Source organism: Mesorhizobium sp. WSM4829 (assembly GCF_055811475.1).
Map to the genome: position 1 here is coordinate 85,970 of NZ_JBVVQJ010000015.1, position 26,718 is coordinate 112,687.

General features: G+C 60.2%; 19 protein-coding genes, 1 tRNA gene and 2 pseudogenes. 8 read left to right on the forward strand and 14 right to left on the reverse strand.

Annotated features, from left to right (window positions below; genetic code table 11):
- Window positions 1-5 precede the first annotated feature (5 nt).
- On the forward strand, window positions 6-1,676 hold the full coding sequence (locus AC0L17_RS16520) for an ABC transporter ATP-binding protein (protein WP_473516610.1): 1,671 nt from the start codon (window positions 6-8) through the stop codon (window positions 1,674-1,676).
- A 23-nt stretch (window positions 1,677-1,699) separates the two neighbouring features.
- The gene (gene melA, locus AC0L17_RS16525) at window positions 1,700-3,073 is read left to right on the forward strand and encodes an alpha-galactosidase (RefSeq protein WP_473516611.1); all 1,374 of its coding nucleotides are present in this window, start codon (window positions 1,700-1,702) and stop codon (window positions 3,071-3,073) included.
- 185 nt (window positions 3,074-3,258) lie between these two features.
- Here melA and AC0L17_RS16530 read toward each other — a convergent pair whose 3' ends face one another.
- From AC0L17_RS16530 to AC0L17_RS16570, 9 genes are all read right to left on the reverse strand, one after another.
- Window positions 3,259-3,597 (reverse strand): slr1659 superfamily regulator, encoded by a 339-nt coding sequence (locus AC0L17_RS16530; protein WP_023797948.1) that lies wholly within the window; start codon window positions 3,595-3,597, stop codon window positions 3,259-3,261.
- 20 nt (window positions 3,598-3,617) lie between these two features.
- Entirely contained in the window at window positions 3,618-4,181 is a 564-nt protein-coding gene (locus tag AC0L17_RS16535; protein ID WP_473508201.1) for a slr1658 superfamily regulator, read from the reverse strand.
- A gap of 2 nt (window positions 4,182-4,183) precedes the next feature.
- Entirely contained in the window at window positions 4,184-6,571 is a 2,388-nt protein-coding gene (locus AC0L17_RS16540) for a SpoIIE family protein phosphatase (RefSeq protein WP_473516612.1), read from the reverse strand.
- Window positions 6,568-7,746, reverse strand: coding sequence for a class I SAM-dependent methyltransferase (locus AC0L17_RS16545; protein ID WP_091594694.1), 1,179 nt, complete (start codon window positions 7,744-7,746; stop codon window positions 6,568-6,570). Before AC0L17_RS16545 ends, AC0L17_RS16540 begins: the two co-directional genes overlap by 4 nt.
- Window positions 7,743-8,264 carry a ubiquinone biosynthesis methyltransferase UbiE gene (locus tag AC0L17_RS16550; RefSeq protein ID WP_473516613.1) on the reverse strand — a complete coding sequence of 174 codons (522 nt, stop codon included), beginning with the start codon at window positions 8,262-8,264 and terminating at the stop codon, window positions 7,743-7,745. Before AC0L17_RS16550 ends, AC0L17_RS16545 begins: the two co-directional genes overlap by 4 nt.
- Window positions 8,265-8,393: 129 nt before the next feature.
- Window positions 8,394-10,088, reverse strand: coding sequence for a putative bifunctional diguanylate cyclase/phosphodiesterase (locus AC0L17_RS16555; protein ID WP_473516651.1), 1,695 nt, complete (start codon window positions 10,086-10,088; stop codon window positions 8,394-8,396).
- Window positions 10,089-10,588: 500 nt separating this feature from the next.
- Entirely contained in the window at window positions 10,589-11,644 is a 1,056-nt protein-coding gene (locus AC0L17_RS16560) for a lipocalin-like domain-containing protein (protein WP_473516614.1), read from the reverse strand.
- Complete coding sequence (locus AC0L17_RS16565) at window positions 11,634-14,042, reverse strand: ABC transporter permease (RefSeq protein WP_473516615.1); 2,409 nt, start codon at window positions 14,040-14,042, stop codon at window positions 11,634-11,636. The genes AC0L17_RS16560 and AC0L17_RS16565 overlap by 11 nt, the downstream gene beginning before the upstream one ends.
- Window positions 14,042-14,698: an ABC transporter ATP-binding protein gene (locus AC0L17_RS16570; RefSeq protein ID WP_473516616.1), complete on the reverse strand. Its 657-nt coding sequence runs from the start codon at window positions 14,696-14,698 to the stop codon at window positions 14,042-14,044. The genes AC0L17_RS16565 and AC0L17_RS16570 overlap by 1 nt, the downstream gene beginning before the upstream one ends.
- A gap of 152 nt (window positions 14,699-14,850) precedes the next feature.
- On the opposite strand from AC0L17_RS16570, the pseudogene AC0L17_RS16575 reads away from it, so the two are divergent.
- A pseudogene (locus tag AC0L17_RS16575) lies at window positions 14,851-15,051 on the forward strand (protein-L-isoaspartate(D-aspartate) O-methyltransferase); the annotation flags it as partial.
- Between the two features lie 224 nt (window positions 15,052-15,275).
- Window positions 15,276-16,157 (forward strand): annotated as a pseudogene (locus tag AC0L17_RS16580) (hypothetical protein); the annotation flags it as partial.
- Window positions 16,158-16,326: 169 nt separating this feature from the next.
- Here AC0L17_RS16580 and AC0L17_RS16585 read toward each other — a convergent pair.
- Window positions 16,327-16,695 (reverse strand): DUF2934 domain-containing protein, encoded by a 369-nt coding sequence (locus tag AC0L17_RS16585; RefSeq protein ID WP_236369215.1) that lies wholly within the window; start codon window positions 16,693-16,695, stop codon window positions 16,327-16,329.
- A 109-nt stretch (window positions 16,696-16,804) separates the two neighbouring features.
- Here AC0L17_RS16585 and AC0L17_RS16590 point away from each other — a divergent pair, with 109 nt between their 5' ends.
- A complete protein-coding gene (locus AC0L17_RS16590) occupies window positions 16,805-16,945 on the forward strand; it encodes a hypothetical protein (RefSeq protein ID WP_473516617.1) in 141 nt (46 codons plus the stop codon).
- A gap of 791 nt (window positions 16,946-17,736) precedes the next feature.
- Window positions 17,737-17,961, forward strand: coding sequence for a hypothetical protein (locus AC0L17_RS16595; RefSeq protein WP_473516618.1), 225 nt, complete (start codon window positions 17,737-17,739; stop codon window positions 17,959-17,961).
- A gap of 21 nt (window positions 17,962-17,982) precedes the next feature.
- On the opposite strand, the gene AC0L17_RS16600 is transcribed toward AC0L17_RS16595, so the two are convergent.
- The 3 genes from AC0L17_RS16600 to AC0L17_RS16610 all read right to left on the reverse strand — a co-directional run bounded on the left by AC0L17_RS16600 (window position 17,983) and on the right by AC0L17_RS16610 (window position 23,321).
- Window positions 17,983-18,720 carry a DUF4336 domain-containing protein gene (locus AC0L17_RS16600; RefSeq protein WP_473516619.1) on the reverse strand — a complete coding sequence of 246 codons (738 nt, stop codon included), beginning with the start codon at window positions 18,718-18,720 and terminating at the stop codon, window positions 17,983-17,985.
- A 180-nt stretch (window positions 18,721-18,900) separates the two neighbouring features.
- Window positions 18,901-22,734, reverse strand: a complete 3,834-nt coding sequence (locus tag AC0L17_RS16605; protein ID WP_473516620.1) for a hypothetical protein — start codon at window positions 22,732-22,734, stop codon at window positions 18,901-18,903.
- A 510-nt stretch (window positions 22,735-23,244) separates the two neighbouring features.
- Window positions 23,245-23,321 (reverse strand) — tRNA-Met (locus AC0L17_RS16610).
- A 329-nt stretch (window positions 23,322-23,650) separates the two neighbouring features.
- Between AC0L17_RS16610 and AC0L17_RS16615 the strand changes: the two genes are divergently transcribed.
- Window positions 23,651-24,616 (forward strand): Gfo/Idh/MocA family protein, encoded by a 966-nt coding sequence (locus AC0L17_RS16615; protein ID WP_023797942.1) that lies wholly within the window; start codon window positions 23,651-23,653, stop codon window positions 24,614-24,616.
- 54 nt (window positions 24,617-24,670) lie between these two features.
- On the opposite strand, the gene mnmA is transcribed toward AC0L17_RS16615, so the two are convergent.
- On the reverse strand, window positions 24,671-25,861 hold the full coding sequence (gene mnmA / locus AC0L17_RS16620; protein WP_473516621.1) for a tRNA 2-thiouridine(34) synthase MnmA: 1,191 nt from the start codon (window positions 25,859-25,861) through the stop codon (window positions 24,671-24,673).
- A 274-nt stretch (window positions 25,862-26,135) separates the two neighbouring features.
- Here mnmA and sciP point away from each other — a divergent pair, with 274 nt between their 5' ends.
- A complete protein-coding gene (gene sciP / locus AC0L17_RS16625; protein WP_006203587.1) occupies window positions 26,136-26,411 on the forward strand; it encodes a CtrA inhibitor SciP in 276 nt (91 codons plus the stop codon).
- The last annotated feature ends 307 nt before the right edge of the window (window positions 26,412-26,718 follow it).

The window sequence follows — 26,718 nt, forward strand, 5'->3', positions numbered from 1 at the left end:
GCACCATGGCTCTGACGGAAAAGACCTCGATGGCGCCGGACGAACGTCACGATCATGCGGTGAGGACCGGCAGTCCGATCATCGACGCCCGCAATGTCGCGGTGACCTTCAAGGTAGAAGGCGGAACCGTCGACGCGGTCAAGGATGTCTCGTTTCAGCTCTATCGCGGCGAGACCATCGCTGTGGTGGGAGAATCCGGCTCCGGCAAGTCGGTGACGGCGCGCACGGTCATGGGCCTGCTCACCAAGCGCGCCACCGTGGCCGTGCACTCGCGGATCGAATATGATGGGAAGAATGTGCTGAAATTCTCCGACCGACAGCGCCGGGCACTGCGCGGCGACCGCATTTCGATGATATTCCAGGAGCCGATGAGCTCGCTCAATCCGGTCTACACGGTCGGCGCACAGATCATCGAGGCGATCCGCGTTCATCAGAAGATGAGCCGCAGGCAAGCAGCGGAGCGTACGCTGGAGCTGTTGCGGCAGGTGCAGATTCCGGACCCGGAAAGCCGCTTCAACCAATATCCGCACCAGCTTTCAGGCGGTCAGCGCCAGCGCGTCATGATCGCCATGGCGCTCGCCAATAATCCGGACGTACTCATCGCCGACGAACCCACGACGGCACTCGACGTCACCGTGCAGGCGCAGATCCTCAACCTCATCCGTGATCTGCAGCAGAAGCTCGGTATGGCGGTAATCCTGATCACTCACGATCTGACGGTCGTTCGCCAGTTTTCCGACTACGTCTATGTCATGAGCCAGGGCGAGGTGAAGGAGCACAACACCACTGAAGCGCTCTTCAAGAACCCGCAGCATCCCTATACGCGCCATCTTCTGGCGTCCGAACCAAAGGGCATGGCCAATCCGACGCCGGTGGACTCAGCCGTCATTCTCGAGGGCAGCAATGTGCGGGTGTCGTTCATGCTGAAGCATGGCGGGTTCTTCAAGCCGCGGCTCAAGGAACTCGTCGCCGTCGACAGCCTCAGCCTAAAGCTTCACCGGTACGAAACGCTGGGGCTGGTCGGCGAATCCGGGTCCGGCAAGACAACGTTCGGGCAGGCGCTGGTGAAGCTCCTGACGGCCGACGGCGGCGAAATCTTCTTCGACGGCGAACCGATCCACGCAAGGACACGTGACCAGATGCGGCCGCTCAGATCGCGGATGCAGGTCGTCTTTCAGGATCCGTTCTCCTCGCTCAATCCGCGCATGTCGGTCGGCCAGATCATCGAGGAGGGGCTGATCGTCAATCGGCTCGGCGACAACAAAAGTGATCGGTTGCAGCGCGTGGAGCAGGCGCTTGTCAGCGCTGGGCTTCCGCACAACATCCTGTCGCGCTTTCCGCACGAGTTTTCCGGCGGACAGCGCCAGCGCATCGCTATTGCGCGGGCAATCGCACTCGAGCCGGAATTCATCCTGCTCGACGAGCCGACATCGGCGCTCGATCTCTCCGTTCAAGCCCAGATCATCGACCTCCTGCGCAGACTGCAGGACGAGCGCGGCCTGAGCTATCTATTCATTTCCCACGATCTCAAGGTCGTACGCGCGCTCTGTCATCGGGTCGTGGTGATGCAGCACGGCAAAATCGTCGAGGAGGGACCCGTCGACGAGGTTCTTTCCCATCCGAGGACCGCCTACACCGAACGGCTCGTCAAGGCGGCGTTCGAGGTAGCCGCATAAATCGCAGACAAGAGGCGCAATTCATGACGAGACAACCCAAAATCACGTTCATCGGGGCCGGTTCCACCGTCTTCATGAAGAATGTCATCGGCGATGTGCTGCAGCGGCCGTCTCTTTCGGGCGCTACCATCGCGCTGATGGACGTCTGTCCGCAGCGCCTCGAAGAAAGCGAGATTGTCGCCGGAAAGCTGGTCAAGACGCTTGGCTCTGCGGCGACCATCGAGACCCATTCCAGCCAGCGCAAGGCCCTGGAAGGCGCGGACTTCGTCGTCGTTGCCTTCCAGATCGGCGGCTACGAGCCCTGCACGGTCACTGATTTCGAGGTGCCGAAGAAATACGGCCTGCGCCAGACGATCGCCGATACGCTCGGCGTTGGCGGCATCATGCGGGGTTTGCGCACCGTGCCGCATCTCTGGAAAATCTGCGAAGACATGATGGCAATCTGCCCCGACGCCATCCTCCTGCAATACGTCAACCCGATGGCGATCAACACCTGGGCGATTGCGGAAAAGTATCCGCTCATCAAGCAGGTCGGTCTCTGCCATTCGGTGCAGGGAACGGCTTTCGAACTCGCCCGAGATCTCGAAATCCCGCTCGATGAAATCCGTTACCGTGCCGCCGGCATCAACCACATGGCCTTCTACCTGAAATTCGAGCATCGGCAGGCCGATGGCAGCTACCGCGACCTTTATCCGGATCTCGTGCGCGGCTACCGCGACGGGCGATTTCCGAAACCCAGCCACTGGAATCCGCGCTGCCCGAACAAGGTGCGTTACGAGGTGCTGACCCGCCTCGGCTATTTCGTCACCGAAAGCTCGGAGCATTTCGCCGAATACACGCCCTATTTCATCAAGGACGGCAGGCCCGATCTGATCGAGAAGTTCGGCATTCCGCTCGATGAATATCCCAAACGCTGCATCGAGCAGATCGAGCGATGGAAAGGGCAGGCGGCCGCCTACCGGAGCGCCGAGAACATCGAGATCGAGGAGAGCCACGAATATGCTTCCTCGATCATGAACTCGGTCTGGACCGGCGAGCCCTCAGTTATTTACGGCAATGTCCGCAACAATGGCTGCATCACCTCGCTGCCGGAAAATTGCGCGGCCGAAGTGCCGTGCCTGGTCGACGCGTCCGGCATCCAGCCGGCCTTCATCGGCACCTTGCCGCCGCAACTGACGGCGCTCATCCGCACCAATGTCAATGTGCAGGAACTGACTGTCGCGGCCTTGATGACGGAAAACCGCGAGCATCTTTATCACGCGGCGATGATGGATCCGCATACCGCCGCCGAGCTCGATCTCGACCAGATCTGGTCGCTGGTCGACGACCTGCTCGCCGCGCACGGCGACTGGATTCCGGAGTGGGCGCGGATCTCGAAAAACGTGCAGGCAGCGTAAGGACGGAACGGTCCTGGTTTCCCTGACCGGCCTTTCGGCCGCCGTCTCGGAAGCGGCATTCAGCCGGATGCCAAGCGTATGAACCCGCTCCCGTCATTTGCACACGGATTCGATTCTCATCTCAAAAGGCAGACGTCCGGAAAGTGTAGCCGAATGGGTCTTTGGACGCCTGGATAAACCGCCTGTCAGCCAACGAAGAGTACCATCGCAGGATGCAGTTTTTTGAGATTTGGCAGCGATTTCGACTGCCAAGGTATTTCCGAGCTTCCCCGGACAATGAGTTGGATCTCTGGATGCTTTCTGACCTCTATGGTAAATTTGGCCAATAAATTGATGCCCGACGAGTTAAGGAACTCCAAGTCTGATACATGTATCGTTATAGTAGTAGGATTGGAGGTAAGGACATTCATCATTAGCTGCAAAATGGGCGCATAGGCCTCAGAACTGGACAACCTCATTACGCCGTCAAAATAAACATCGCTTCCTTCGTTCCACACGCGATAATTTGTCGTTGTTATGTCCACGATTTTGTCTTCATTTCGTTTTAGTTATAAGTTTCTGATGATACCACAATTGAAGCATATGTTTCCAGGCGAACCTGATCCCTTTCGTCGGCGGGGCTGAAGACCCAAGCCAGGCTCGCGCCATAGTCGCTCATCAACGTCAGCAATCCAAGACCGGAATTTGTTGTCTGAGGGTCCGCGGCATTCTCTTCGATTCGCTGGATCAGGAGATCACCCGGATCGCCGGCTGTGATCTCCGACAGAAGATTTTGAAATTTAGCGGTCGTTTCGACGTCAACAACATTCGAAACCTTGATTTTAAAACTTTCCGATTCTATGGCCGCCTCGATCGTGATCTCGCCTGGCGCACGAAACTTGACCGCATTTTCAATCAGTTCGTTGACTAGATAGCCAATGCTGTGTCGCACTTCCCTGTAGTCGTTGCGAGAAGACTGGAAGCGCAGGGCAAAAACGTCCGCGATGAAGTCCGAAGTAGTTGCGCAATGATGCCAACTCAGGTCGAGAGGTCCATCGAACAATCGCACGCGGCTGACGCTCTCTCTCATTCCAATTGCAAAGTCGGCTGTTCCGAACAGTGTTGTCATTCCTACTTGTGCCTCATGATCACGAGCGTGATGTCGTCGTGGATTTTCTGTGTTCCGATATGGGCCATCAGGTCCTCAATAATTCCAGTTTTGATCTCCTCGGCGCTCCTGCGATGATAGTGGCGCGCACTGTTGGAGAGGCGTATCAAACCGAACAATTTTCCCTCCGGATCTTCCGCCTCGGTCACACCATCCGTGTGGAGCACGATCACATCGCCGCTGTTGAACGGAATGTCGCGCGTTGCGATAAACGGCAAGATGTTGCGTTCGAGGCCGATCGGCAGACCAAGATTGGCGGTATCGATACGCTCGATCTCTCCATTTGCACGAACGACGAGAACCTCCTCATGCTGCCCTGACAGGGTCACCCTCCCATTCTCAAAGTCAAGAAAGGCCAGCGAGAGATGCTTGTCGGTGTTGGTCCGTTCGATATTTTTATAGATGGCTCTGTTCAGTCGATCGAGAAACTGACGTGGATTGTCCTCGCCAGTCTCCTGCAGTGCGCGTGCAACGGATTGAACCATCAGCATCAGCACACCGCTTTCGAGCCCGTGGCCTGTGACATCGCCGATCCCGATCTTGACCCGCGATCCCTCTTGCAAGACGTCGTAGTAGTCGCCGCCGACCTCGTCGGCCGGCCGCATATAAGCGGCGATTTCGACCCCGTGGATGGCTTCGAGTTCGCTGGCTCTCGGCAGAACCATCATCTGGATATGTTTGGCAACTGCAAGCTCTGCACCAAGGCGCAGGTTCTCATCTCGCAATTTGCTGTTGAGGGCGGAAATCTCCTGATTTGCGTCTTCAAGCTCCTTCGTTCTTTCATCGACGATTTGCTCGAGATTTTCCGTATGGAAGCTGATCTCCTCCGCCATCCGGTTGAACGCGACCCCCACCTCTCCCACTTCGTCATGCGTCGGAATGCTTACTCGAACTGAATAGTCTTTTGCCTGGAGCCGCTTTGCGGCTGCTGCAAGCGCGCTGAGACCTGCGGTGATCCGCTTTGAGATTCCGAAGACAGCCGCAAAGACAATCAGGAGCGAAATGATAATTGCGATGATCTGGGAGACCAGGATCCGGTTGGTCGCGCTGGAAATGCTCTGTTGCGCTGCAAGCAGGGAAGCATAGATTTCCCGCTCCGGGACGACGAAGCCGAGCATCTGGTTTTCGGCTGTGATAGACCCCGTGCTATTCCAGAGATTGACTGCCTCCAGTCGGCGAAGCGCGACGATGTGAGGTTCGGCTTCGCCATCTTCCTCCAAAATCGAAATATGCTTGATGACCGTCTTGTCGTCGGCAGGAAGTTCGAGCGCCGCAACGGCCGAATGCGTACTCTTTTTGAGCGAGCGATCGAGTCCGGTAACGCCTTGACCCGCCGCACCGCTTGCAATCTTGAGCCCGAGCGTTTTCTCGCCTTCGGGCTTGATCGCGAGCACATTGCCATTCGACATGGTGAGAAAACCGAAGCCCGTCTCAGCGACCTTCACGCTTTCGACAATTTCAGCGAGCTGATCGAGCGTTACGTCGGAAGCGACCATGCCGGCGACATCCTTGCGGTCCTTCGTCCAGAGCGGATGGAAGAAACTCACTATGAGCTTGCCGGTAATCGCATCGATATATGGGGCAGTCGCCGTGATGTCATCGCCTTTTACGGGGCGCGAATTCGGGTCCCTGATCCACCCCTGCCAGCGCTCATAGACGCCAGGAAAGAAGAAATCCCAGAAATTTGCGTTGTTGTGGCCCGGATAGAGCTTGTCGAAGGTTTGCGCCTGATCGGAGTAAGGAGTCGTGCGCATGATAGGTGCTGCCTTCGGTCCAACGTAATAGACCTGCAACTTCCTGGCGCCTGTTGCCATTTGGCTTGGGCCAAAAATGTCGAACGCCGCACTCTCCTGAATTTTGTGGAGAATTTCGGGCTTCGGTCGGCCATCGGGGGAGAGAAGATATCCCCAGATACTCAAGACCGAAGGCGACCCTTGGGGGCTCTGCATCCAGTTTCCCTTGGGGTCATGTATAAGCGGCGCATTGAAATAGGAGTCCGTCGCCAGCGCGTTGCCGATTGCCTCCTTCGCCTCTGGATGATCGATCAGTCTCTGCATGGAGCCTGCAAGTGCGGTAACCTCGGAGTGCATTTGGTCGAACAGGAGATCGGCGCGCAGAGCAGTCGTCTCGATATAATTCTGGAGGTATTCCTGGCTCGCCTTGGTGAGGCCGCTCTCGATCTGATACGTCGCGTCGCGGGAAAGCCGGTTGACGTTCCACAGGGCGACGCTCCCACCGACCAGGAGGTCGAAGAGCACCGCCCCGCCTACGACGATTATGAATTTCGCGCGGAAGCTGTTAGGCCGGAAAATGGACCAGGGTTTGGGGGAAATGGCATGCGACTCGCTCACAGTGGCTTACGTCCCGATGCAACCCAGATTGGCCAGCCGGCGTATCCCTTGGGGTGGAGCGCAGCGAAAATGTGATCCTGGAAACCCTGTCGGAACCGTCTGATGAACGCCGGCGGGTCACCTCGCTTTGTCGCCATCTCGCCTGCATAGACGTTCTCCCATGCCGCGACGACATCTGCGAAGTCCTGCGGATCGCCGTCGTGGTTGGTGACCACGAAAGACTCGACTCGAATGTCTTCGAACCCCGCCTCGACCAGGTATCGACGGCTTTTGGGGCCAAGCTCGATATCCATCTGGAAGTGCGCCCAAAGCTTGGCGACTTCATTATAGGTCCACTGGATGCTATCGGCGCGCGGTTCGCCCAGACAATGCGAGTTCTTTTCATTCGTGATGTAGACGCGTCCGCCCGGCTTGCAGATGCGAAAGAGTTCCTTGAGAATCAGTTCGGGCTTGTTGAACACCTGCAGGGAGTGTCGGCATGTGACCAAGTCAAACTGATCTTGGTCGAGCAGCATTTCTGACGCGTCTCCATAGGTGTATTCAATTCCTCCGATATCGAACGCCGCAGCCACGCTTCGCGCATAAGCAAGGCTTGATCTGGAATGGTCGAGAGCGACAATCCGTGATGGCTGAAATTCTTTCTGCACGAGTACGGCGAAATCACCAATTCCGCAACAGATGTCGGCCATGATGATACCGGGTTGCATGCCGTGTCGCGGCAAGATTGTGCGCTCGTGGCGCCAAGTCATCTTCGTCTGTGTGCGGAGGATCGGAATGAACCCGCCTTCTTCGAGGAAGCTCTGTCCCGGATAGAAATCACTGTCATACTCTTGAACCGTGATGTTCGCTTCGATTCCGTTCAGGCGCCCGAATTTTCTGGTCGTCCACCCGACAACGCTTGACGTTACGAGTACGAACCTGAGATCTGGTCGAGCGCGACAGGCGTCAATAATGACCCGCGAGAAAGCATGAAATGCGGTGTTGTTCATTTGCGTCAATCGTTTGACGTTTACGTACAGGGTGCCGCGTACACGAGCGATTGATTCCTTCAACAGGGCAATGCTGGGCGCAAGCTCATCGATCGACTGGGGCCGCAGTATTCCCGATATCGAGAACTCCTGATCGTTTACATCGTATTGCGCTCTGAAACGCGGGAAAAGGTTGTACGCGCTCAACTTGGCATGCCCTCAAGCGGAAGATCGACGACAAGAGTGATGATATCTGCGCCGACTTGGTCGACTCGAACGGTCGCGTTGTAGTCGATGGCGAGTTCCAAGAGAACGACTTCACGACTGGGCGCGAGGTCTCCGGACACTGAGTTGAGATAGCGCTCCATTGCCTCGGATCCCGTAATTTGAAACACCGCTTCTTCAAAGAATTGTCGTTCTTCGGGCATGCAAGGGAATGTCAGTTCGATCCTGTCCGTCTCACCCCGGCGGGACACCCTGCAGGCTATTTCACCGCTGTAATGCCGCGTACGAAAGGCGACCTCCAATAATTCGTTCAACGCAGAGGAAAAGAGGTTTGAATGCCGTACGGAGTCAGGTCTGTTATGGCTGATCATTCGCGCCGAGTAGGTCGAGAGTTGATCGCAGAGTATCCAATCAGACATAAAAGTTTTGACGTCCAAATCGATCTGGATCATTGTCTCAAAGACTGCTTCGCCATCTTCGTCATGAGAAGCAATATTCATCGGCGTTCCTCACTCGTTTCTGGCTGCATTTTAGTCAAGCGGTGCGACGAACCCTTCCCGGACGGCAGTTGACCTGTCTCTGGAAATCCATATCGCTCTGCCTCGCTTCCCTCAGTTTCGTCCACGCCGCTATGCATGGGGCCGGACGCTGGATCGCCAGATTTCGTCCCCACTTTCGCGTATTAGTTCCTTGGAAGATCGCCTGATGAAATCGCGCGTCGCCTCGGCTCCGAGTGGCCGTCCCAGGAAGTCGCCCTGGAGGTAATCACAGTCTTCCCTGATCAGCCACTGTGCCTGTCCCGGCGTTTCAACTCCCTCCGCGGTGACGCTTATCCCCAAGCCGTGCGCCATGCCTATGATCGATCGCACGATCGTCTGACTTTTTCGATCGGTTTCTAAGTCTTTTATGAAGTATCGGTCTATCTTCAATGTGTCGAACGGGAAGTTCTTAAGGTAACTCAACGAGGAGTAGTAGGTGCCGAAATCGTCTAGCGCGATCCTTATCCCGAGGACATTCAGGGTATTCAGTGTGTCAATGTTGTCGACGGTTTGCTCGAGAAGAACGGTTTCGGTAATCTCGAGCTCAAGCCGGTCGGCGCGGATTCCGACTGCGTCGACGATCTGAGCAACCGTGTCCGTGAGCGAACCGCTCAGGAACTGCGCCGGCGACAGGTTCACGGCGACCGTCAGTGAAGACGGCCATCTCGTCGCTTGGCGGCAGGCTTCTTCGATCACCCATCGTCCAATCTCGTCCATGAGACCGTCGGCTTCGGCGATCGGTATGAACACGCTCGGAGGAATGGTCCCGACTTCGGGATGCCGCCATCGCAGCAGCGCTTCGAAGCCCACGACCGACGCGGGAGCCCGAATGAGCGGTTGATATTCAAGATAAAGCTCGTTCCGGTCCAGCGCCATTCGAAGACTGCGCCTCAGGTTTTCACGCTGTTCGAGCAGGAGCTGCATCGAGCGATTGAAAATTCGCGCACAGCCGCGTCCGTCTCTTTTGGCTGCATAAAGGGCGATATCCGCGGCCTTCATCAACTGCTCGCACTCGGTCGCGTGTCCCGGTCCGAATGCAATTCCGATGCTCGCGCCGACGAAGACGGGGATGTCGTTGATCATGAACGGCGCCTTGAATGCTTCAATTAATGCCCCCGCGAGGCGTTCCGCTTCGGCGGGCTGTCCCGTACGCGATTGAATGACGGCGAACTCGTCTCCAGCTAACCGGTATGCGAGTTCGCCGTCCTGCAGCGTGTCCCGGATCCGGCCTGCTGCCAGTTGAAGCAACGTATCGCCCGTGCCATGGCCGAGTGTGTCATTGACCGCTTTGAAACCGTCAAGGTCGATTTGCAGCAGGGCAGTGGCATTTGGCTCATCGACCACCGACAGAGCTTGTTGCAGGTTTTCGCTGAACCCCCGCCGGTTCTGCAATCCGGTTAATGCGTCGTGCGTCGCCTGATGAAGGAGCATCATACGCTCTTGCTCTTCCGGTGAGCCCCGCCCGCCCCGCTCCCTTTCTCTGGATTCAATGATTCCAATTCCATTCGCAGCGCCGAAAACGACAGCGGAACGGGGCGCCTCCCCCAGCGATCGCTGGAGATTGACATTTATTGGAGTACCGCCGCGCAGCACGCGAACAAATTTTTCGATGAGCTCAGTGTCGACGTTCGGATAAATCTCCCACAGAGCGTCGCCCGCAACTGGCGGGCGGCTGTGGATGCTTTTGAGGTTGGTTGCGTAGTGCGTCAGGCGGAAGTCCTGATCATAGAACGACACACCATCAGTCGTGTTCGCCAAAAAGTCCAGGAGACGCGCTTCGCTGATGGAGGACGGATGACTTGGTGAAAGCTCCTCCCTGTTCGCTCCGGCACCCAGTGCTTTCGGACGTAAGAGCCACTTCCAAAGGCGGTACAAGATCCGCATCTCCCTCATCCCTACGGTGAAGCTAGCAAACCATAAGGCTAGTTGCAAACCTATAGGTTGCGGCGGTGCTTGCGGGCAAGTCATAGAAACGCCATTGGCGGAACCGTTGGCGGAAACGCAAAGATTGTGCCCGCGGATGGGCCGGACCGAAGATCCAAAAGGCTCCCCAGCTCGGAGAATGATGGACATTCGGAGAGCAGATTCAATGGGAAGGTTGTTTCCGCTCTCCCCAGCTTTCGGCCGCAAATCCCGCAAACGCTGGGCTTCCGGGAGCCATGAAGGGGCCGGAGAATTGTTGGGCAATTTTGAAGGTGGTAGCGGGAGAGCGCTGGAAACTAACCTTCTCCATTTTCGGCAATTCGCCAGCCGTCGCGATCTCGCGATTGAGCAGCGTCCTCCAGTCACTCATAGCCTGTCATCTCGAGATAGCCGCGTCCGGCATGGGTGCCCTCAAATCGGATCGGGCCTTCCCAATAGGGAAAGCGTGTGTCCATCCAGGCTTCTGGGTTTAGCGTCCGGATGGTCACATCCACCCCTTTTTCCGACAATTGCACCCTCCAGCGGATCGGCACGCTACGTCCCGCGACTGCCGCCGTTTCGAGCGGCGTCACCCTTAGCGCGCCGGGGGCCTGCGGCTGCGGCCTGCCGTCGGCCTTGATCCATGTGGCCGATGTAAAGCCCGCGCCTCTGTCGCGCAGGCGAAAGCCCATCATCTTTTCGCCGCTGTCGAAATGCAGCGAGAACCAGTCCCACCCGGTTTGATCCTCAGCCAGCGGCTGCGAGGACCATTCGTGGTCCAACCACGCCTGACCGGTCACCGCAATCGCGCCTGCCGGAAGGGTCAGCGTGCCGGTCACGTGGTAGAATGGTTGCGAGTAATAATAGCTCGCCTGCCCCTTCTCGGATTTCACCGAATAGCCCTGCACTCCCTGCGGCACCAGAGGGCCTTTGGCGTCCAACGCCAGTTCGTAGGAAAACGCCTGTCCTGTCGCACGCAGATCGAGCGCCGACAACGCATCCGCCTCTGGCAGGGCCCGGCCTGCCATCTGCCAGTTGTCAATCCAGGCCGCAAAGGGCGCAGCCGTAACCCCCGCCTGGCCGATGCCGCCCCGTGCCATCCGTTCGTCCACGAATTGGTGCGTTTGCGTCGTCAGCCCCGCATGACCCATCCAAAGCTGCGGACTGGACCAGCCGGACCGCTCCACCGGGGCCAGGGCGGATCGGAAAAGAGTCCATTGCACGCCATAGTCCGCTCCATCCGCAGCTTGCAGGTTGGCCGTCAAATACCACCATTCGATCCGGTAACCGGGGTGCGGGCCGTGGTCTGCCGGAAAGTTGAATGCAGTCCCCGGCTGCGGCACTGAAAACCCGTCAGCCTCTGTGCCAAGCCCAGCAAAACCTTGGCCAAAGGCAGGTGCGGCCAAGCACATATAGATCAGCAATGCTCTAACGCTCATGTGCAAATACCTTCAGCAAATCCGATGGCGAAAGACGCGCCAGCCGCCAGGCAGGCACGGCGGCTGCAAGTCCGGCCGCCAGCAGCGCGAGCGCCGCCAGCCGCGCCCAGTCACCGGGAAAAAGGTGCATCGGCAGACGCCAGCCAAAAGCCTCCACATTCACCACCGCCAGCAGAACAAAGGCGAGCCCGATACCTACAGGCAGAGCGGCCAGCATGGTCAAGGCTGCCAACGACAAGCCGCGCCAAAGCTCCAGCCATACGAGATGGCGGCGGGGCAGACCCATGGCCCAGACCGGCGCCAGTTGCGGTAGGCGCATCCCCGACAAGGTCATGAGGCTCGCAAACATCGCCAGCCCCGCGACTCCCAGCGTCAGCACATTCAGCGCGGCTGTCACTCTGAATGTGCGCTCAAACACTTTGAGCGAAAAGACCTTGATCCCGGCCTGGTCAATCACGTTCTGCGCGGGCAGGCCGAATTCCGCCCGCAAACCCGCAGCCAGTGCTTCGACCTTGCCGGGGGCAATCCGAATGGCATAGCGCAGGCGGGAGACGTCAGGATAGTGCTGGAGCAGTGTGTCGATCCCGATGATCACTTGGCCGTTCGGGTTGCCATAGTCGGCATAGACGCCGACGATGCTGGCCCGCCAGCCACCAGGCAGCGTGATCTGGTCCCCCAAGCCCAACTCCTGGCGCCGCGCCAGTTGTTCGTTGATCAGGGCGCCGTCGCCTGTGGCGATCCGGTCCCACACCTCCGGCACTGCAGAGAGGATCGGCCAGTTGTCGCGATAGGTGGCATGATCGGCCACGCCGTATATTGCCGCGGGCTGGCCTGCGACCCGGCCCTCAATGCTCCAGATCGGCAGGACCGCGTCGCTGCGCTGGGCCAGCCAGTCGCGTATCGCCGTGGCCTCTGCTTCGGTGCGGGCGGTCACGTAAAGCTCTGAGGCGAGACGCTGATCGAGCCAGCCGGTGAAGGTCAGCCGAAAGCTCGACACCATCGTGCTGACGCCCACATTGACGGCCAGCGCAAGCAGCAGTGCCATTAGCGCCAATGACAGGCCGGGAAGCTGTTGACGCGTGTCGGCCCAAAACCATTCGGCCAATGGTCCACGCGCCAAGCGGCCGCCAAGGTGCAATATCCCCGTCAGCACGAGCGGCAGCGCCAGTGCCGCCCCCAACAGCAGTGCCGCCAGAAGCGCAAAGCCCGCCTCGAGGCCGGATCCGAAGTGTGCAATTCCCGCCGCCGTCAGCAGGAGCACCATCGCAGCCACGCCTTGCGCGCGCAGTGCCCGCTCCGAAGCCCGCGCCCAGGCCCGAGGCTGGGCCGGTGCAAGTAGTGGCAGGTGCCATAGCCGCCAGAGGCTTTGTGCGGCCGCCACCAGCGTGCCGATTACCGCGATGGCCAGCCCCGCTGCCCACACTGCGGGGCGGATCAACAGCGTTCCCGGCACATCGGCCCCGTAAAGCCCGCGCAGGGTGGCGGCGACGTCGGGCAAAAGGGCCGAGGCGACTACATAGCCAAGTGCCACGCCTACCAGCCCCGCGAGGAGGGCGAAGGTCAGCAGCTCGGCGATCAGCAAAAGGACCAGCACGCGGGCCGGCAAGCCCAGTGCGCGCAGTGTGCGAAACACCGGGCGGCGCTGTTCAAAAGCCAGACCGATGGCGGAATGCACGATGAAGAGCCCCACCGCAAAGGCAAGAAAACCGAAAGCCGTCAGGTTCAGGTGAAAACTGTCGGTCAGCCTGGCAAGATCCCCCGTTTCGCTCGGCTCGCGCAGGGTCAGGCCGGGGGCTGTCACCTTTAGAGGGGCACGGCCAATCGGTTGGTCCGGCCAGAGCAAAAGACGAGAGATCTTGTCCTTTGCCCCAAGCAGGACCTGCGCCTGCCCGATGTCGGTGAGGACTGTGCCAGGCGGCAAACCCTCGGCCACGCGCACGGGAGGTGTCGCTTGCTCGGTTAGTCGTGCCGCGGTTTCCGGGGCTGCATAGAGCACACCGGGCGCCGTGATGAACGGCAATAGATCATCACCCACCGCAATATCCACCTGCTGCGCCTGCGGCGGCAAAGTCAGTGGGTCAATGCCAAGGACGCGCAAACGCACATCCCCAAACCGCATTTCACCTTCAATCACCGGCGAAGCCAGCCAGCCTGCTCGCCGCAGTCTCACAAACTCCTGTTGATCCATCCGGGCCCCGTCCTCACGCACTAGTTGCGCGAGCCGGTCCTGCCCAAGGATCGCCGCTGCACGGTCATAGCTCGCCCGCGCCTCACCGTTGATCGCCTGAACCGCTGACCACAGCGCCGTTGCCAGCGATAGCCCCAAAAGCAGCATCGCCAATTGGACAGGCCGCCTGCGCCAATGCGACAAGAGCGCTGTCAGCCCGGTCCACACCATCACACCAGCCGGCCCGCGTGCAGGTGAACGCGGGCATTCAGCCGGTTTGCCAGACGGTCGGAATGGGTGACCATTAACAGGGCGGCACCCGTTTCAGCCACCAGCGACAGCATAAGATCGAGTACAGCGTCCCCTGTTGCCTCATCGAGATTGCCCGTGGGCTCATCGGCCAAAACCAGCCGGGGCCGAGCGGCTAGGGTCCGCCCAATCGCCACCCGCTGTTGTTGCCCACTCGACAGTTGTTCAGGGTAGCGCGTTAGAACCTTGGCCAGGCCCAGCCGTTCAGCAAGGACCTTCAGCCACGCCGGATCAGGACTGCCGGCAAGTCGAGCCTGAAAGGCAAGGTTGGCTGCCACATCAAGCGAAGGGATCAGGTTGAACTGCTGGAACACAAGTCCGACTGTTCCCCGCCGCAGGGCGGCAAGGGCCGTATCGTTCAGCCCCACAATATTGATACCGCCAAGGTGGATTTCTCCCGCATCAGGGCTGTCGAGCCCTGCAACGAGGTGCAAAAGCGTGCTCTTGCCGCTGCCCGACTCGCCGGTCAGCGCAAGGCTCTTGCCCGCCTCCAGCGAGAGATCGATCCCGTGCAGAACATGCAACGGCCCCTCGCCAGTGGAGTAGAATTTGTCGATCCGGTGCAGCCTCAGCAGCATGTTACTATCTTACTCCCCCGGAGGTCCGCGTGCATCTGACACGGCGGGTGGATCGAGTGAGTGGTCGAACCACGGTGTCGGTCGTTACTGTGACAGACGAACAAGGCATAAAGCTATCTGGCAGCAGACTGGTTGAGGAAAGCCCCACCGTCATGAAGCCGATGGAAGAAGAGCACCTCGCCGTTCTACGCAGGCACATGGTCGAGGTGATTGCAATCCATACCGACCTTGCAAGCGAAGAACTCGGCAAGGCGACGCTCGATGAGCGGGTAAGGGCGGCGATGAGGCGGATGCCGCGGCATCTCTTCGTGCCAGCATCGGTTGCTCCTTATGCCTACCAGGGCATGCCGCTGCTCCGTTATGCCGGCGAAGGGAGTGGGGATTCGAGCTAACGCCGAGTTTGCAACCCGTAGGGACGCCTGCGAAGATCGAGCGGCTAGCAGCTGCTACATTGGCGGTTTAGCGGTCCGCCTGGCGACCTTCAGTCGCGAAGGGCAGTTGCGTTCTGGTTCGCGTGTGAACCATTAGGGCCGGCGGGACGTTTCTCCGCGAATCCAACACCATTGACGGCACGACCGTGGAGGAATCCAAGCATCAGCCTGCGCTGCAGAAACAAGACACCCCCGGTGCCTTGGCGAACTTTCCTTACGACCGGATGACGGTCGAACGATTTCGGGAGGAATTTCCGCGAGCGAGATGGAGCGACGAGCGCAGGAGCTGGTTTGTACCAGGCAAGACGGCAGCCCGCCGGATCGACCGCTGGCTGGCGCGTGAGGCCGAATTGCTGGCGATCCACGCCGACAGCAAGGGACGCGACGCCTTCGCTTTTGACCCGATCTCCAGTCGCTATCTCGAGATTGCCGACGACCTGCGCATTCGAACACCCTATTCCAAGACCGTCCTTCGGGAACTACACGAAATTCCCTGGGCAAGTTGGGACGATGACCTCCGCGCGTGGCGCGTGCCGTTTCGGTCCTATGAGGAACTGCGGCGCCGATGGCCGACAATCGAAGAGGCTGCCAAACGTAGCGAACCCGAGGAAAGGAAGCGACGACGAGAGGCGGAGAAGGACTCGGAGGCTCAAAGAGCCACACGGTTGCGATATGCGGAACGCCGCCGCCAACGCTATCCGTTGTCGGCTGAAGACTTGCCTCCGATGGGCCGCCCCGTCGCAACAGAGCAGTACGGCGTCGTCGTCTTTACCGATGTGTCAGGCGAAGTCGCCGAGCCGCCAGTATTGGCCGCCTTCTATCCACATGCGACGCGGACGGACATCGATTACGTGTGGGGAACGTGGTGCTCGGCGACGCTGACGGAACTCATCAGGACATGGCCGGCTCGTCGTGAGGCCGGACCGATGGAGCACGCCCGGGGCTGGTGGCGGCCGACGCTTGGCGAACTTAGAATTGCTCGCCGAAACGCACGCATCATCGAGCGTCGAAGGCGAAACCGCGTCTCAGTCCAATGTCGTGAAACTCAGACCGCGACCCGACCGGCCCGCTCTCTCCGCCAGGGGCGCGGGCTTTCATTTGTTTGGCCGATGCGGCGGTCCGCTGGCGGGGGGCCGAGGTTGAAAATCTGTGGTGATGTGTCGAGTACAGCGATGGGCTGCCTGAGAAAGCCGGCGGTTACCTTTCGGATGCCCTGAGGCTCCGCGCCGCCTCATCGAGTGCCAGCGGATCGTCACCGAGGCGGTCGATGAGGTCTTGAGCTTGGTCGCCGGTGATGCCTGTTCTCATCGCCAGTGCTTCCGCCGCCTCAACATCCGATTGACCAGCAGCGCGCTTGCCTTTCTTCTCTCGGCTTTGGGTCTGCGCGGGAGCTGGTACATCGGCACCAGATATTGCCGGTGGCCGAGCACCGAGCAAGCGATCTTCGGTCTCGATCTCCAAGATCGCCTGATTCCAATGGCGCTCATGCAAGCCGTGCGTATGGCCTTCTCGTTCCCATATCTCATAAGCGCGGCGCCTAATGCGTTCGTGTTTCTCGTCTGACATGTTCGTTCCTCCCGTTGCGTTTCTCCAACGCGTGGGGCTACGGAACGATCCGACCCTGCACGCCGATTTCGGACAAAAGAGGGACCGAAAGACTGGCTTCCGGAGGACCGTGCCTGCCGCGTTTTGCGACGCCGCGATGCGTGAGGTGGCCTTCGCCGAGTTCCAAGCCGCCTTCGTCAAGGGCCGCTTCTTCAACGGCCACATCCGAAATCACTTCCGCTACCGTCTGGTTGGACCCGCGGTCGACTGAGCAGCATCAGCGGACGATCTCTCTTTTGGCAGGGATGCGGCTCATTCGTCGCGGCCGTCCGGCCAGCTTTTGCGAGGGCAAGGTCGGACATCGGAACGAAAGGCGGATTCGCGAATTTCTACTGCTAGATAATCGGAATCGTCGCCCATGAGGCTCGCGACCCTCCACCTTGAAACTGCCAGATACGGCGATGTATATCGCGCGGAAAGGCTCGCGCGGTTGAGGCAGCAAATGATCCGGCACATCAAGCGCACTGACGCCTCGGCTCAAAAAGTCGAGCAAGCGCTGGCTAGTTTGGCCGAAGCAAACGCACCCATGGACCGGCTCGCGCGGCATCAGTAGAGCCGCGCTCAAGCGCGCCCCGCATCGGCACGATGTGCGGCGGTCGCTGCGTGTGGCGTCCTCTCCACATCCGTTTCGCGATGCCTGTCCTTTACCCCCCTTGGGGGCGCGGGCTTCATTCGTCCATGGTGGCTAAGACCAGAACGGCCCGAGGACGAACACGGCCATTAGCGCAACAAAAAGCAAAGCGGCGATCACGGCGCCCCACATGAGGACCCTTCCGGTGCCGCGTTTCTCTTCCTCGCGAGATAAGTCTCTCAACATCGCGCGAATCCTTTTGTGAAGTTCGATGACTTAGCAACGTGTTCTTGTCGACGCCGGTTCCCTCACGCGATCCCTCTACCAACGCGCGGCAAAGGTCCGGCTCGCCGCCACACCTTGCTTGATTTCGATGGCCTCTCGCTCACACTCTGATCCGGGCGCTCGCGCGGGCGTTCCGGTGGAAACACATGCTGGAAACAGGCGAGTTCGCCACAGTGATCGAACTTGCCGCGGCCGAAAGGCTTGACCGCTCCTTCGTATCCCACGTGCTCCAGTTGACGCTGCTCGCGCCCGATCTGGTCGAAGCCATACTCGACGGACGGCAGTCCATGGGGGTTCAGCTCCAGGCGCTCGTCAGGGGTTTGCCCGTCGAATGGGAACGGCAACGGAAGTTGATGGCTGCTTCCTGCTGACCATCTTCTCTGCGGCCGCCCTCAGAGAAGCCAGGCCAGCGACTGGCGAAGTAATGTCGTCCCATCCTTGTGGAACCACCGGCCATGGCTGAAGATCACGCGCTTTGGCTGAAACGCCACGAGGCGCTCCGCGGCGGCCTTCGCCTGCTCATGCTTCCGTTTGATGGTCATCCGCAGGTAAATGGGGGCCTTCCCCACAGGTGCCGTGACGCCTAAGAGGCGCGCCGCGGGCCTGATGATGAACGGCAGCTTTTCCGGCTCGAGATTCAGAACTAGATCCGTAAGCACCATAGTTCGGCTGTTCTTGTGATAGAACGCGATTTCGGTGAAGCCACCGGCTCCTGGAACGACAACCTGATCGAGATCTTTCGACCAAGCTTCCGGCGCCGCTGCGGCCAGATCGTGATCGATCCTGACGCCAGCCCGGCGGACCTTTGCCCGATGGCGCAAGCCCGGAGCGGCCCAAGTCGACGCTTCCCGCACATGGTTCTGCCACTCCTTGAGGAAGGTCCAGTGGGCACTGTTTGGTGCAACCAGATGCACTATCGGACCAATCTGCTCGAGCTGCTTTCTCAGCTCAAAAGCGAACCGTGTTGGTGAATGCAGCAGGAGACCGCCATTCCCGAGCTGGATAACCGTCATGCGCACCGGGACTGGAATGCCCATCACGCTCAGCGGTCCGCTGTCGACGATCCAGACCCCCGGAGCGACAGGCTTGGCGACATCAAGAGGAGGGTAGGTGGCGTCTTCGGGCTTCATGGTTGTGCTCCATTTAGCTTGGAGCTGGCGCAACACACTTCGAGAGGATCTGTTCCGGGGAACAGCGTGACGGCTTAGTTCGTCTGGCCAAGCAAATCATTATGTTGCAACGTACCAACGGCAGCTTTGCGCCTAATATCGGCCGGAGAGGTGAGCTTTGCCGCTTCCTGAGAGAAGACATCATTCGAACCGGTTGTTGCGCGCCCGATCTTCTTCCTGCTCGTGCCGACGTTCGGCGTCTATCCGCTCTTGGAGCCTCCTCTTTGCTTCAGCCAGGCCCTCAGCAAGAGCGGGGATATCGGCCCCGGGCAGGCCGTTCAGGAGCTTGAGGCGCTCTTCCAGCTTGGTCGCAAGCGAGCCGCTCCACCCTGAGGGATGGAGACGATTGACGAATTCGGCCAGAACTGGGCCTGGATCCGGTGCTCTTTCCAACAGATTCCCTGCGAGTGGTGTCCATTCGTGTGGCGCGCCCTGCTTCGGTCTGTTGAAGAGCAAAACCACCGATGCTGCCAACGGATAGCGCACCGTGGGATCGCGGTCGCACCAATTGATTACGATTTCGGCGGACAGTACATCTAGGACGTTCTTGTGGAAGCGTAGGAGATCGTTGAGAAGGCGTACGCTTGCCCGTTGCGACTTCAGATCGTCGGAAAACAGTTCATCAAGTGTCGCGAGTGGCTGGGCCTTCAGCAGGCCCTTTACTAGGTCACCGTAGTCGTGCCCGCTGACATTATGCCTTCCGGCCGCAACCATGAGCTTGCGGCAAAGCGCTTTCGCGACAGGAGCGCCTTCTTCTCCGACCAGAGAGGCTGTGACGACAGCTCCTAGCTCGTGGTCCTCGCGCGTCGTGCGGCTATCTTTTGTGCTGAATTCAAACCCAGCGAGTATCAGGCGTCCGGCCTCGCGGACCTCAGGCAGCGGCTGGCGCGTCGCGCTACCGTCCGAGTGCAGGCGCATCCAGACTATCTCAAGTCCAACCGCGCAGCCGTCGGGCTTACGCGCGATGGCGAGCACCAAATCACGGAAGTCCGGCCCCGGTACGTTGTCGGAGACACGGCCATATGCAAGACTGTAGTAAGTATTGATCTGTGCCTTACCGAGCTCAATCGCGCGATGCAGCCGCTCAAGAGCACGCGCGTCGATCTCTACTGTTGCCTGCAGAATCGGGAACCACGCGGCAAGGGCTGGGTGCTCCAGCGCTTCATTAAGGACGGCGTCGGCAAGCGCAGCGTCGCGCTTGTTTAGCCCGCCTAAGAAACCGCTCAGGAGCCGCAGGCTCGCGTTTTCGGTTGCTGCAAACTGTACAACGATAGTGTCCCACATCGCGCGCGGGCTTTCAGCGGCCTCCGCCAATGCCGCACCGAAGGGAGCCGCATTAGCGTTCTCGCCCATCAACTCCAAAAGCACAGTTTTGAACGTATCCTCGTCCGCCGCGACGTCATGGCCGAGCTCACGTATCGCCGCCGCCGAGCGCGCACCACGTTCAGCGTAGCACGCGGTCGGGTCGCTCCCGCCTTCGTCCTCGTCATCATCGTCATCATCGAAGTCGTCCAGGTCGAGGCTTCCGGCGCGCGCGCCGATGACAAGCCCGAGCACTTTGCTGACGAGATCCTTGGGCCGAAGAAAATCCTCCAGCGCCGTCAAGCGGTCGCGAATCTCAGGGTCCATATCCTTGCCGCCATAGGCGCGGGTCTGGCGTGCCGCGATCCAGCCGTCGCGCCAGAACGACGTGGCGTTGATCGCGCGGGCGAGTTGGTCCAACTCCTCCGCCCGACCCGTATCGCTCCAAAGGCCACGAAACTCCCGCGCGATGGCCTTCTGCACCTCCCCAGCCACTTGGCTGTCCGACAGGGCAAACTTTCCTGCGAGTTTCAGCACGCGGTCGAACCATGCGCGCACGTCCGCGCCGGTGGGGGGATAGTAGCCATAGTCCCGGGAGCGCGCGCCGAAGTCGAATTCATAGTGTGAGGAGAAGTGGCGTGTTTTCATCATCGCTTCGAGCGCTTTGATGCCGAGTGGGCGCACGGCCTCGTCCTGGGAGGCCAGCAGCGCTTCCGCGGCCTTCACACGCATCTCGACCGGCGCATGCGTGCCGGACAGAGCAATGTTAAAGAGCGATTCCACGACCCGCGTCGCTTCGTTGTCATTGGTATCGCCGCTTGGAAGCGCCGCGAATTTCACCAGCAAGGCGAGGGCGCGCTCGAAGAAGGCAGGTTCGTAAGCGAGCAAGCGCAAGAGCCGAACGAAATGCGTGCAGCGGCGGAGCGTGGTTTCATCGGCGCCCGACAATGCATTCGCCAGCGCGGCCAAGACGGTCTCCGGCGCGACCGGTGCGATGTTGGCAAACATCGCGCGGCCAAGCTCGGTGAAATTCGGCAGGTCGCTGAGCAGACCGTCCGGCGCCACCCACGTCTTCACGATGGCTTGGGCTTCCTTGCTGTCATCAAGATACCCGAGACGCCGCGAGAAGGAGCGGAGAAGACGTTCGGACGCATTGTCGACAAGCACCGACTTCACCTTGGCCGGCGCAATGGTCTGAAGTGCCCTCTTGGCGAGGCGATTGGCAATGGCATGCGGCAGCACCGCGCGCCATTCTGCACGCGCCTGCACGAGGTCCCGTTGCTTGAGCTCTGCCACCCCGGCGTACATCTCGTCGGCCGATTTGCCGACGATGCTGCCGAGGACTGGAAGCTCCGCTTCGCCGCCTTCGAGCGTCTCGCCGTCGAACGAATAGACCAGCGAGCACCCTTGCGCGACCAGAAGGAGCGAGGGGTCTGGGTCGTGGCGCTGCTGAAAGAGACGCTTGAACAGCTCTTCCTCGTTCAAGTCTGCAACGGTCTCGGTTTTCTCGATCCGCGAGGCCAGCGCCAGGGCAACCCGGGCATTGCCGCCGGAGAACTCCGCAATGGTGTGCGCATCGATCTGCGAGAGGTGGGGGTACCGCCGGCCCACCAGCTTCTCGATCAGAGGTACGGAAGACGTTTCCAAGACGAAGACGTCGGTGCCCTCCGGCTGGTCCTCCCGGATGTCGTACTCGATGGTGATCACGCTGATTGTCGAACTGCTCGACCGCGCGACCTCCGAAATCCGCCGGTGCAGTTCGGGCGTGCAATTATCGACCACCAGGATAGCGAGGGTCCGTCCGGCGATCAGGTCCGAGGCAAGCCCGGCGGGCGGCGGCTTGGGCTCGTCGGCTTCATTGGTGTAAATCGCAAGTGACGGATCGAGCGCGCCTTCGCCAACGCTTGCGTCAAACAGCGCCTCGGCGAGTCGCGTTTTGCCGACACCAGAAAGCCCGACAAGCCGCACCACATGCCCCGGCGTGGCAAGCACTTTCCGGATACGGTTGATGCCTTCGATAGCGGAAGCCCCGTCGCCTTCATCCTTGTCGCCCGTCAAAATGCGCGCCTTGTCATCGACGATGTAGTTTGCGTCCACGCCCGCAGGCGCAAACGACCATGAACCATGAGACTGCCATCCCGGCATCGCTTTGCCGATCCGCGCGCGCACCCACGGAATCTGCCCGGGATGATTCCGAACCCATGTCGCGATCCGGTTACGGTCATAAAAGTCGAGCGTGAGCTTGCCTTCGGCAGGCGTGCCCTTGATAGCTTCGGCCATCGCGTTGCGGCGGTCGGTCAGCGCCGAGTCCGATGTCGAGCCCGTAGAACTCACGATAATGTAGGCGCCGCCGGCATCAGCGAGCTCATTGATGACGGGCCGCAAGACGCCCTTCGGCTTCATCTCCTTCAGAATCTCAGCCCGCGGCATGTCCGGCTTCTTGACCTGCACGCCGGTTGCTGGCTTCGGCACGAAGCCGTCGATTGCCGTCCCGGCCGGGAGCGCCACGCGAACATCAAGACCGCCGTCGCTTGCGTCTTGATTTCCACCGTAGGTGATGGCGGACGTGGGCAGGCCTCCTCGACGCATCTCGGTCTCGCAGAGAAGGCCAACTAGGGTGCGCAAATCTGCGTCGCCAAGAGCGGCGATGTCGTCGCCAGTGATATCGAACATGGGAGCAAGCTAGGAAGCGCTCATCGGGCCGTCAATCGCAAAGAAGGACGGCCGACAACTCGTGCGAGTATTACCTGTGCGTCGCCTTTGCCAGACAGAGGGTTTGGTTACACCTGCTGAATGTCTGTTGTCGCGGCTAGGAAGCGTGGAGCTGCCGGTCGGCTTACGATCCCATTCCAGACATTTGAAGTTCGGCACCGGGGCCCTGCTCCTAGGCCGAAGCGGCTGACTAATTGGTCACCGATCGGTTTGCTTTCTGTGTTCTCCGCATAGCGACCTTGCACCAAACGACCCCCAAGCTTTCGAGCCGGAAAACCCTGTGATTTCAATGGGGGAAAGCTAGGGAGCAAAAAAGGCGCACTCCCCAGCTTTGGAGAATATGGGCTGACAGAGAGCAAAAAAGGCACCTTCACTACCAGCAACAGTCCCCAGCTTTCGGCCGAAAGCCAGCAGTTCTGCGGGGTTTCTGAGCCGCCAAGTCTACGCAGAGAACGTTCTGGGAGAATTGAGTGGTAGCGGGAGAGGGACTTGAACCCCCGACCCCAGGATTATGATTCCCGTGCTCTAACCAACTGAGCTACCCCGCCAGGGCGGCGAAAGGCCCGAAATCCGCCTCAAATCAGAGGGCATGTCGAAGCGTTCGCCAAGGTCGGGCGGATATAAGGTTGGGACGCCAAGCCTGTCAAGCATCGATGCAGCCGGTGTCGATGCAGCCGGTCTGGCACCACACTCTATCGCATCCTGTCGCGTCGCCAAGCTTCTCGGTCTTGAGACGTACTTTGTGTGTCCAGGCGCACGCACGTCGCTCTGATGGCCGAAAAGCTTTGCCGGGCAGACAATCGGGCACAGAAATGCCGGGTTGAGTTCGGCGGGGCGCGCCGCTATGTCTCGGCCACGAAATTCTAGAGTTGGAATGATGAAACCGCGCATTGCAGTCCTCGGTTGCGGATACTGGGGCAGCAACCACATCCGCACCCTCAAGGCGCTCGGCGCGCTGCACGCGGTCTCGGACGTCAACCCTGCCCGCGCCGAAGGTTTCGCCAGTGAGCAGGATTGCCTGGCGATCGAGCCGGAGGCGCTGTTTGTGCGCAGCGACATCGACGCCATCGTGATGGCGCTGCCGCCGCAGTTCCACGCCGATATGGCGGTGCGCGCCGTCCAGGGCGGCAAGGACGTGCTGGTGGAGAAGCCGATCGCGCTGACGGTGGCCGATGCCGAGCGTTCGGTGAAGGCGGCGGTCGACAATGGCCGCGTCTTCATGGTCGGTCATGTGCTGCGCTTTCATCCCGCCTTCGAGACGTTGAAGGCGCTGATCGACAATGGCGAGCTCGGCGAGGTCCGCTATATCCATTCGCACCGGCTCGGGCTCGGCAAATTCCACACCGAGAACGATGCGCTGTGGGACCTGGCGCCGCACGATCTGTCGATGATCCTGGCCATCACCGGCACGGAACCGATCGAGGTGCGTGGCGAAGGGGCAGCGCTCCTCGACAATCTCAGCGATTTCGCGCATCTGCACATGCGCTTTCCCAACGGTCTGCGCAGCCACCTCTTCGCGTCGCGGCTCAATCCCTACCGCGAACGGCGGCTGACCGTGGTCGGCACCAAGGCGATGGCGGTGTTCGACGATGTCGAGCCGTGGGAGCGCAAGCTCGCCGTCTACCGCCACGCGGTCTGGCAAGACAGCGGCCAATGGGCCTTCACCACCAACGAGCCGTCCTATGTTGCAGTGGGCGAGGGCATGCCGCTGACGCGAGAGCTCGAGCATTTCATCCAGTGCATCGAGACGCGGGCAGAACCGCGTACCAGCGGCGAGGAAGCCATCAGGGTGCTGCGTATCCTGACCGCCGGCACCGTTGCCCACACGGGATCGTCTTCCTGAGAGGAGTGCGGCTGTATCAGAGCCTGATCGATCCCGATAGATCGGGATTATCGTCTATTCGGCGGGAATCTGCGCCGGCCGGGCTGCCAGCCGCGTCAGCATCGCCTCAGCCTCGGCGCCGCGTTCGGAACGCTCGATGAAGCCGCCGCCGAAAACGCGGGCTTCGTTGCCGTCGTCGGAATAGAGCACGCAGGCCTGGCCGGGCGCGATACCGGACTCGCCGTCGACCAGTTCCACCGAAGTGATGCCGGCGTTGTGACGCAGCACAGCCGGGCGTGGCGGGCGTGTCGAGCGGACCTTGGCGAAAAGCTCCAGCCCGGCGGCCGGGATATCTGACAGCGCAGCCTCGCCCAGCCAGTTCATGTCGCGCAAATAGATCTTGTGCGTTTCCAGCGCCTCGCGCGGGCCAACGACGACGCGGGCCCGGTCGGCGTCGAGATGGACGACGTAGAGCGGCTCGCCCGAGGCAATGCCGATGCCGCGGCGCTGACCGATCGTGTAGCGCAAAATGCCTTCATGGCGGCCGAGCAGGCGGCCGTCGATATGGACGATGTCGCCCGGATTGGCAGCAGTCGGCTTCAGCTTGGCGATGATATCGGAGTACTTGCCCTGCGGCACGAAGCAGATGTCCTGGCTGTCCTGCTTGGCAGCGACCGTCAGCCCCATTTCCTCGGCGATGGCGCGAACCTGCGGCTTCGACAGGCCGCCGAGCGGAAAGCGCAGATAGTCGATCTGCGCCTGTGTGGTGGCGAACAGGAAATAGCTCTGGTCGCGATCCGCGTCGACCGGCCGGTACAGCGCGCGATGGGCGCCGTTGGCGCCGGAGCGGATGTAATGGCCGGTGGCCAGCGCCTCGGCGCCGAGTTCCTTGGCGGTCGCCAGGAGGTCGGCGAATTTCACCGTCTGGTTGCAGGAAACGCAAGGGATCGGCGTTTGGCCGGCCACATAGCTCTCGGCGAAGGGGTCGATCACCGCCTTGCGGAAGCGCTCCTCGTAATTGAGCACATAATGCGGAATGCCGAGCGTTTCGGAGACGCGGCGGGCATCGTCGATGTCCTGGCCGGCGCAGCACGAGCCGGCCCGGTGCGTAGCCGCGCCATGGTCGTAGAGCTGCAGCGTGACGCCGACGACATCATAGCCTTCATGCTTCAAAAGGCCGGCAACAACCGACGAATCGACGCCGCCCGACATGGCGACAACGATGCGGGTATCTTCGGGGCGTCCGGGAAGGTCGAGGCTGTTCATGGTTCTTTCGTTCTGCACGGCGCCTGGATGACGGCGCCTGAATGCCAATGGCCGGAATATAGGTCAAGCTTTCCGGGTGCGCCAGCTTCGCGAACCGGCCGATTTTTTTGAACGGATTCGGGCGCTTGCTGGGCAGATGCCTCAAATGCCGACGAAAAGACTAACGCGGCGTTCATGATCCTTACCTAGCTATTAGGGATCGCTTAGGCAAATTTTAAAGCTGTGGCGGTAATGTGGTGGGGATTGGGTCTTTGAGTTTTTAGTAGAGAGTACGATGACCGATCTTGTTAGACCGCGCGTCAAATATGTTATCGGGCCTGACGGCAGCCCCCTTACGATTGCCGATCTGCCGCCGACGAACACACGTCGCTGGGTTATCCGGCGCAAGGCGGAAGTGGTGGCGGCTGTACGCGGCGGGCTGCTGAGTCTCGAAGAGGCATGCCAGCGCTACAAACTGACCACCGAGGAATTCCTGTCCTGGCAGGCGTCGATCGATGAATATGGCCTTGCCGGCCTGCGCACGACGCGCATCCAGCAATATCGGCATTAGGGCTGGTTCAAGGATGTCAAAAGGCGCGGCAATCCGCGCCCTTTTTGCTTTGCCGACAGGGTTTTCTCTGCTTCAGACGGTCAGCACCACCTGCCGATCGGGCTGACAAAAGGCATGAGCAGCGCCTGCTTCCTGGAGCAAGCATTTTCGCGTCGACCTTGCCGCGTTCCACAAGCCTGCGCGGTCGGCCCCGAGCCGAACTCGGCCGGAACCTGGTGGGCTGCTCAATCAGATAAGGTCCTGGCCGGAATCGCCTGCGCCCGACATCAGGATGCCCAGGTGCGGGCGGTCGCGGAGCATCAAGGGG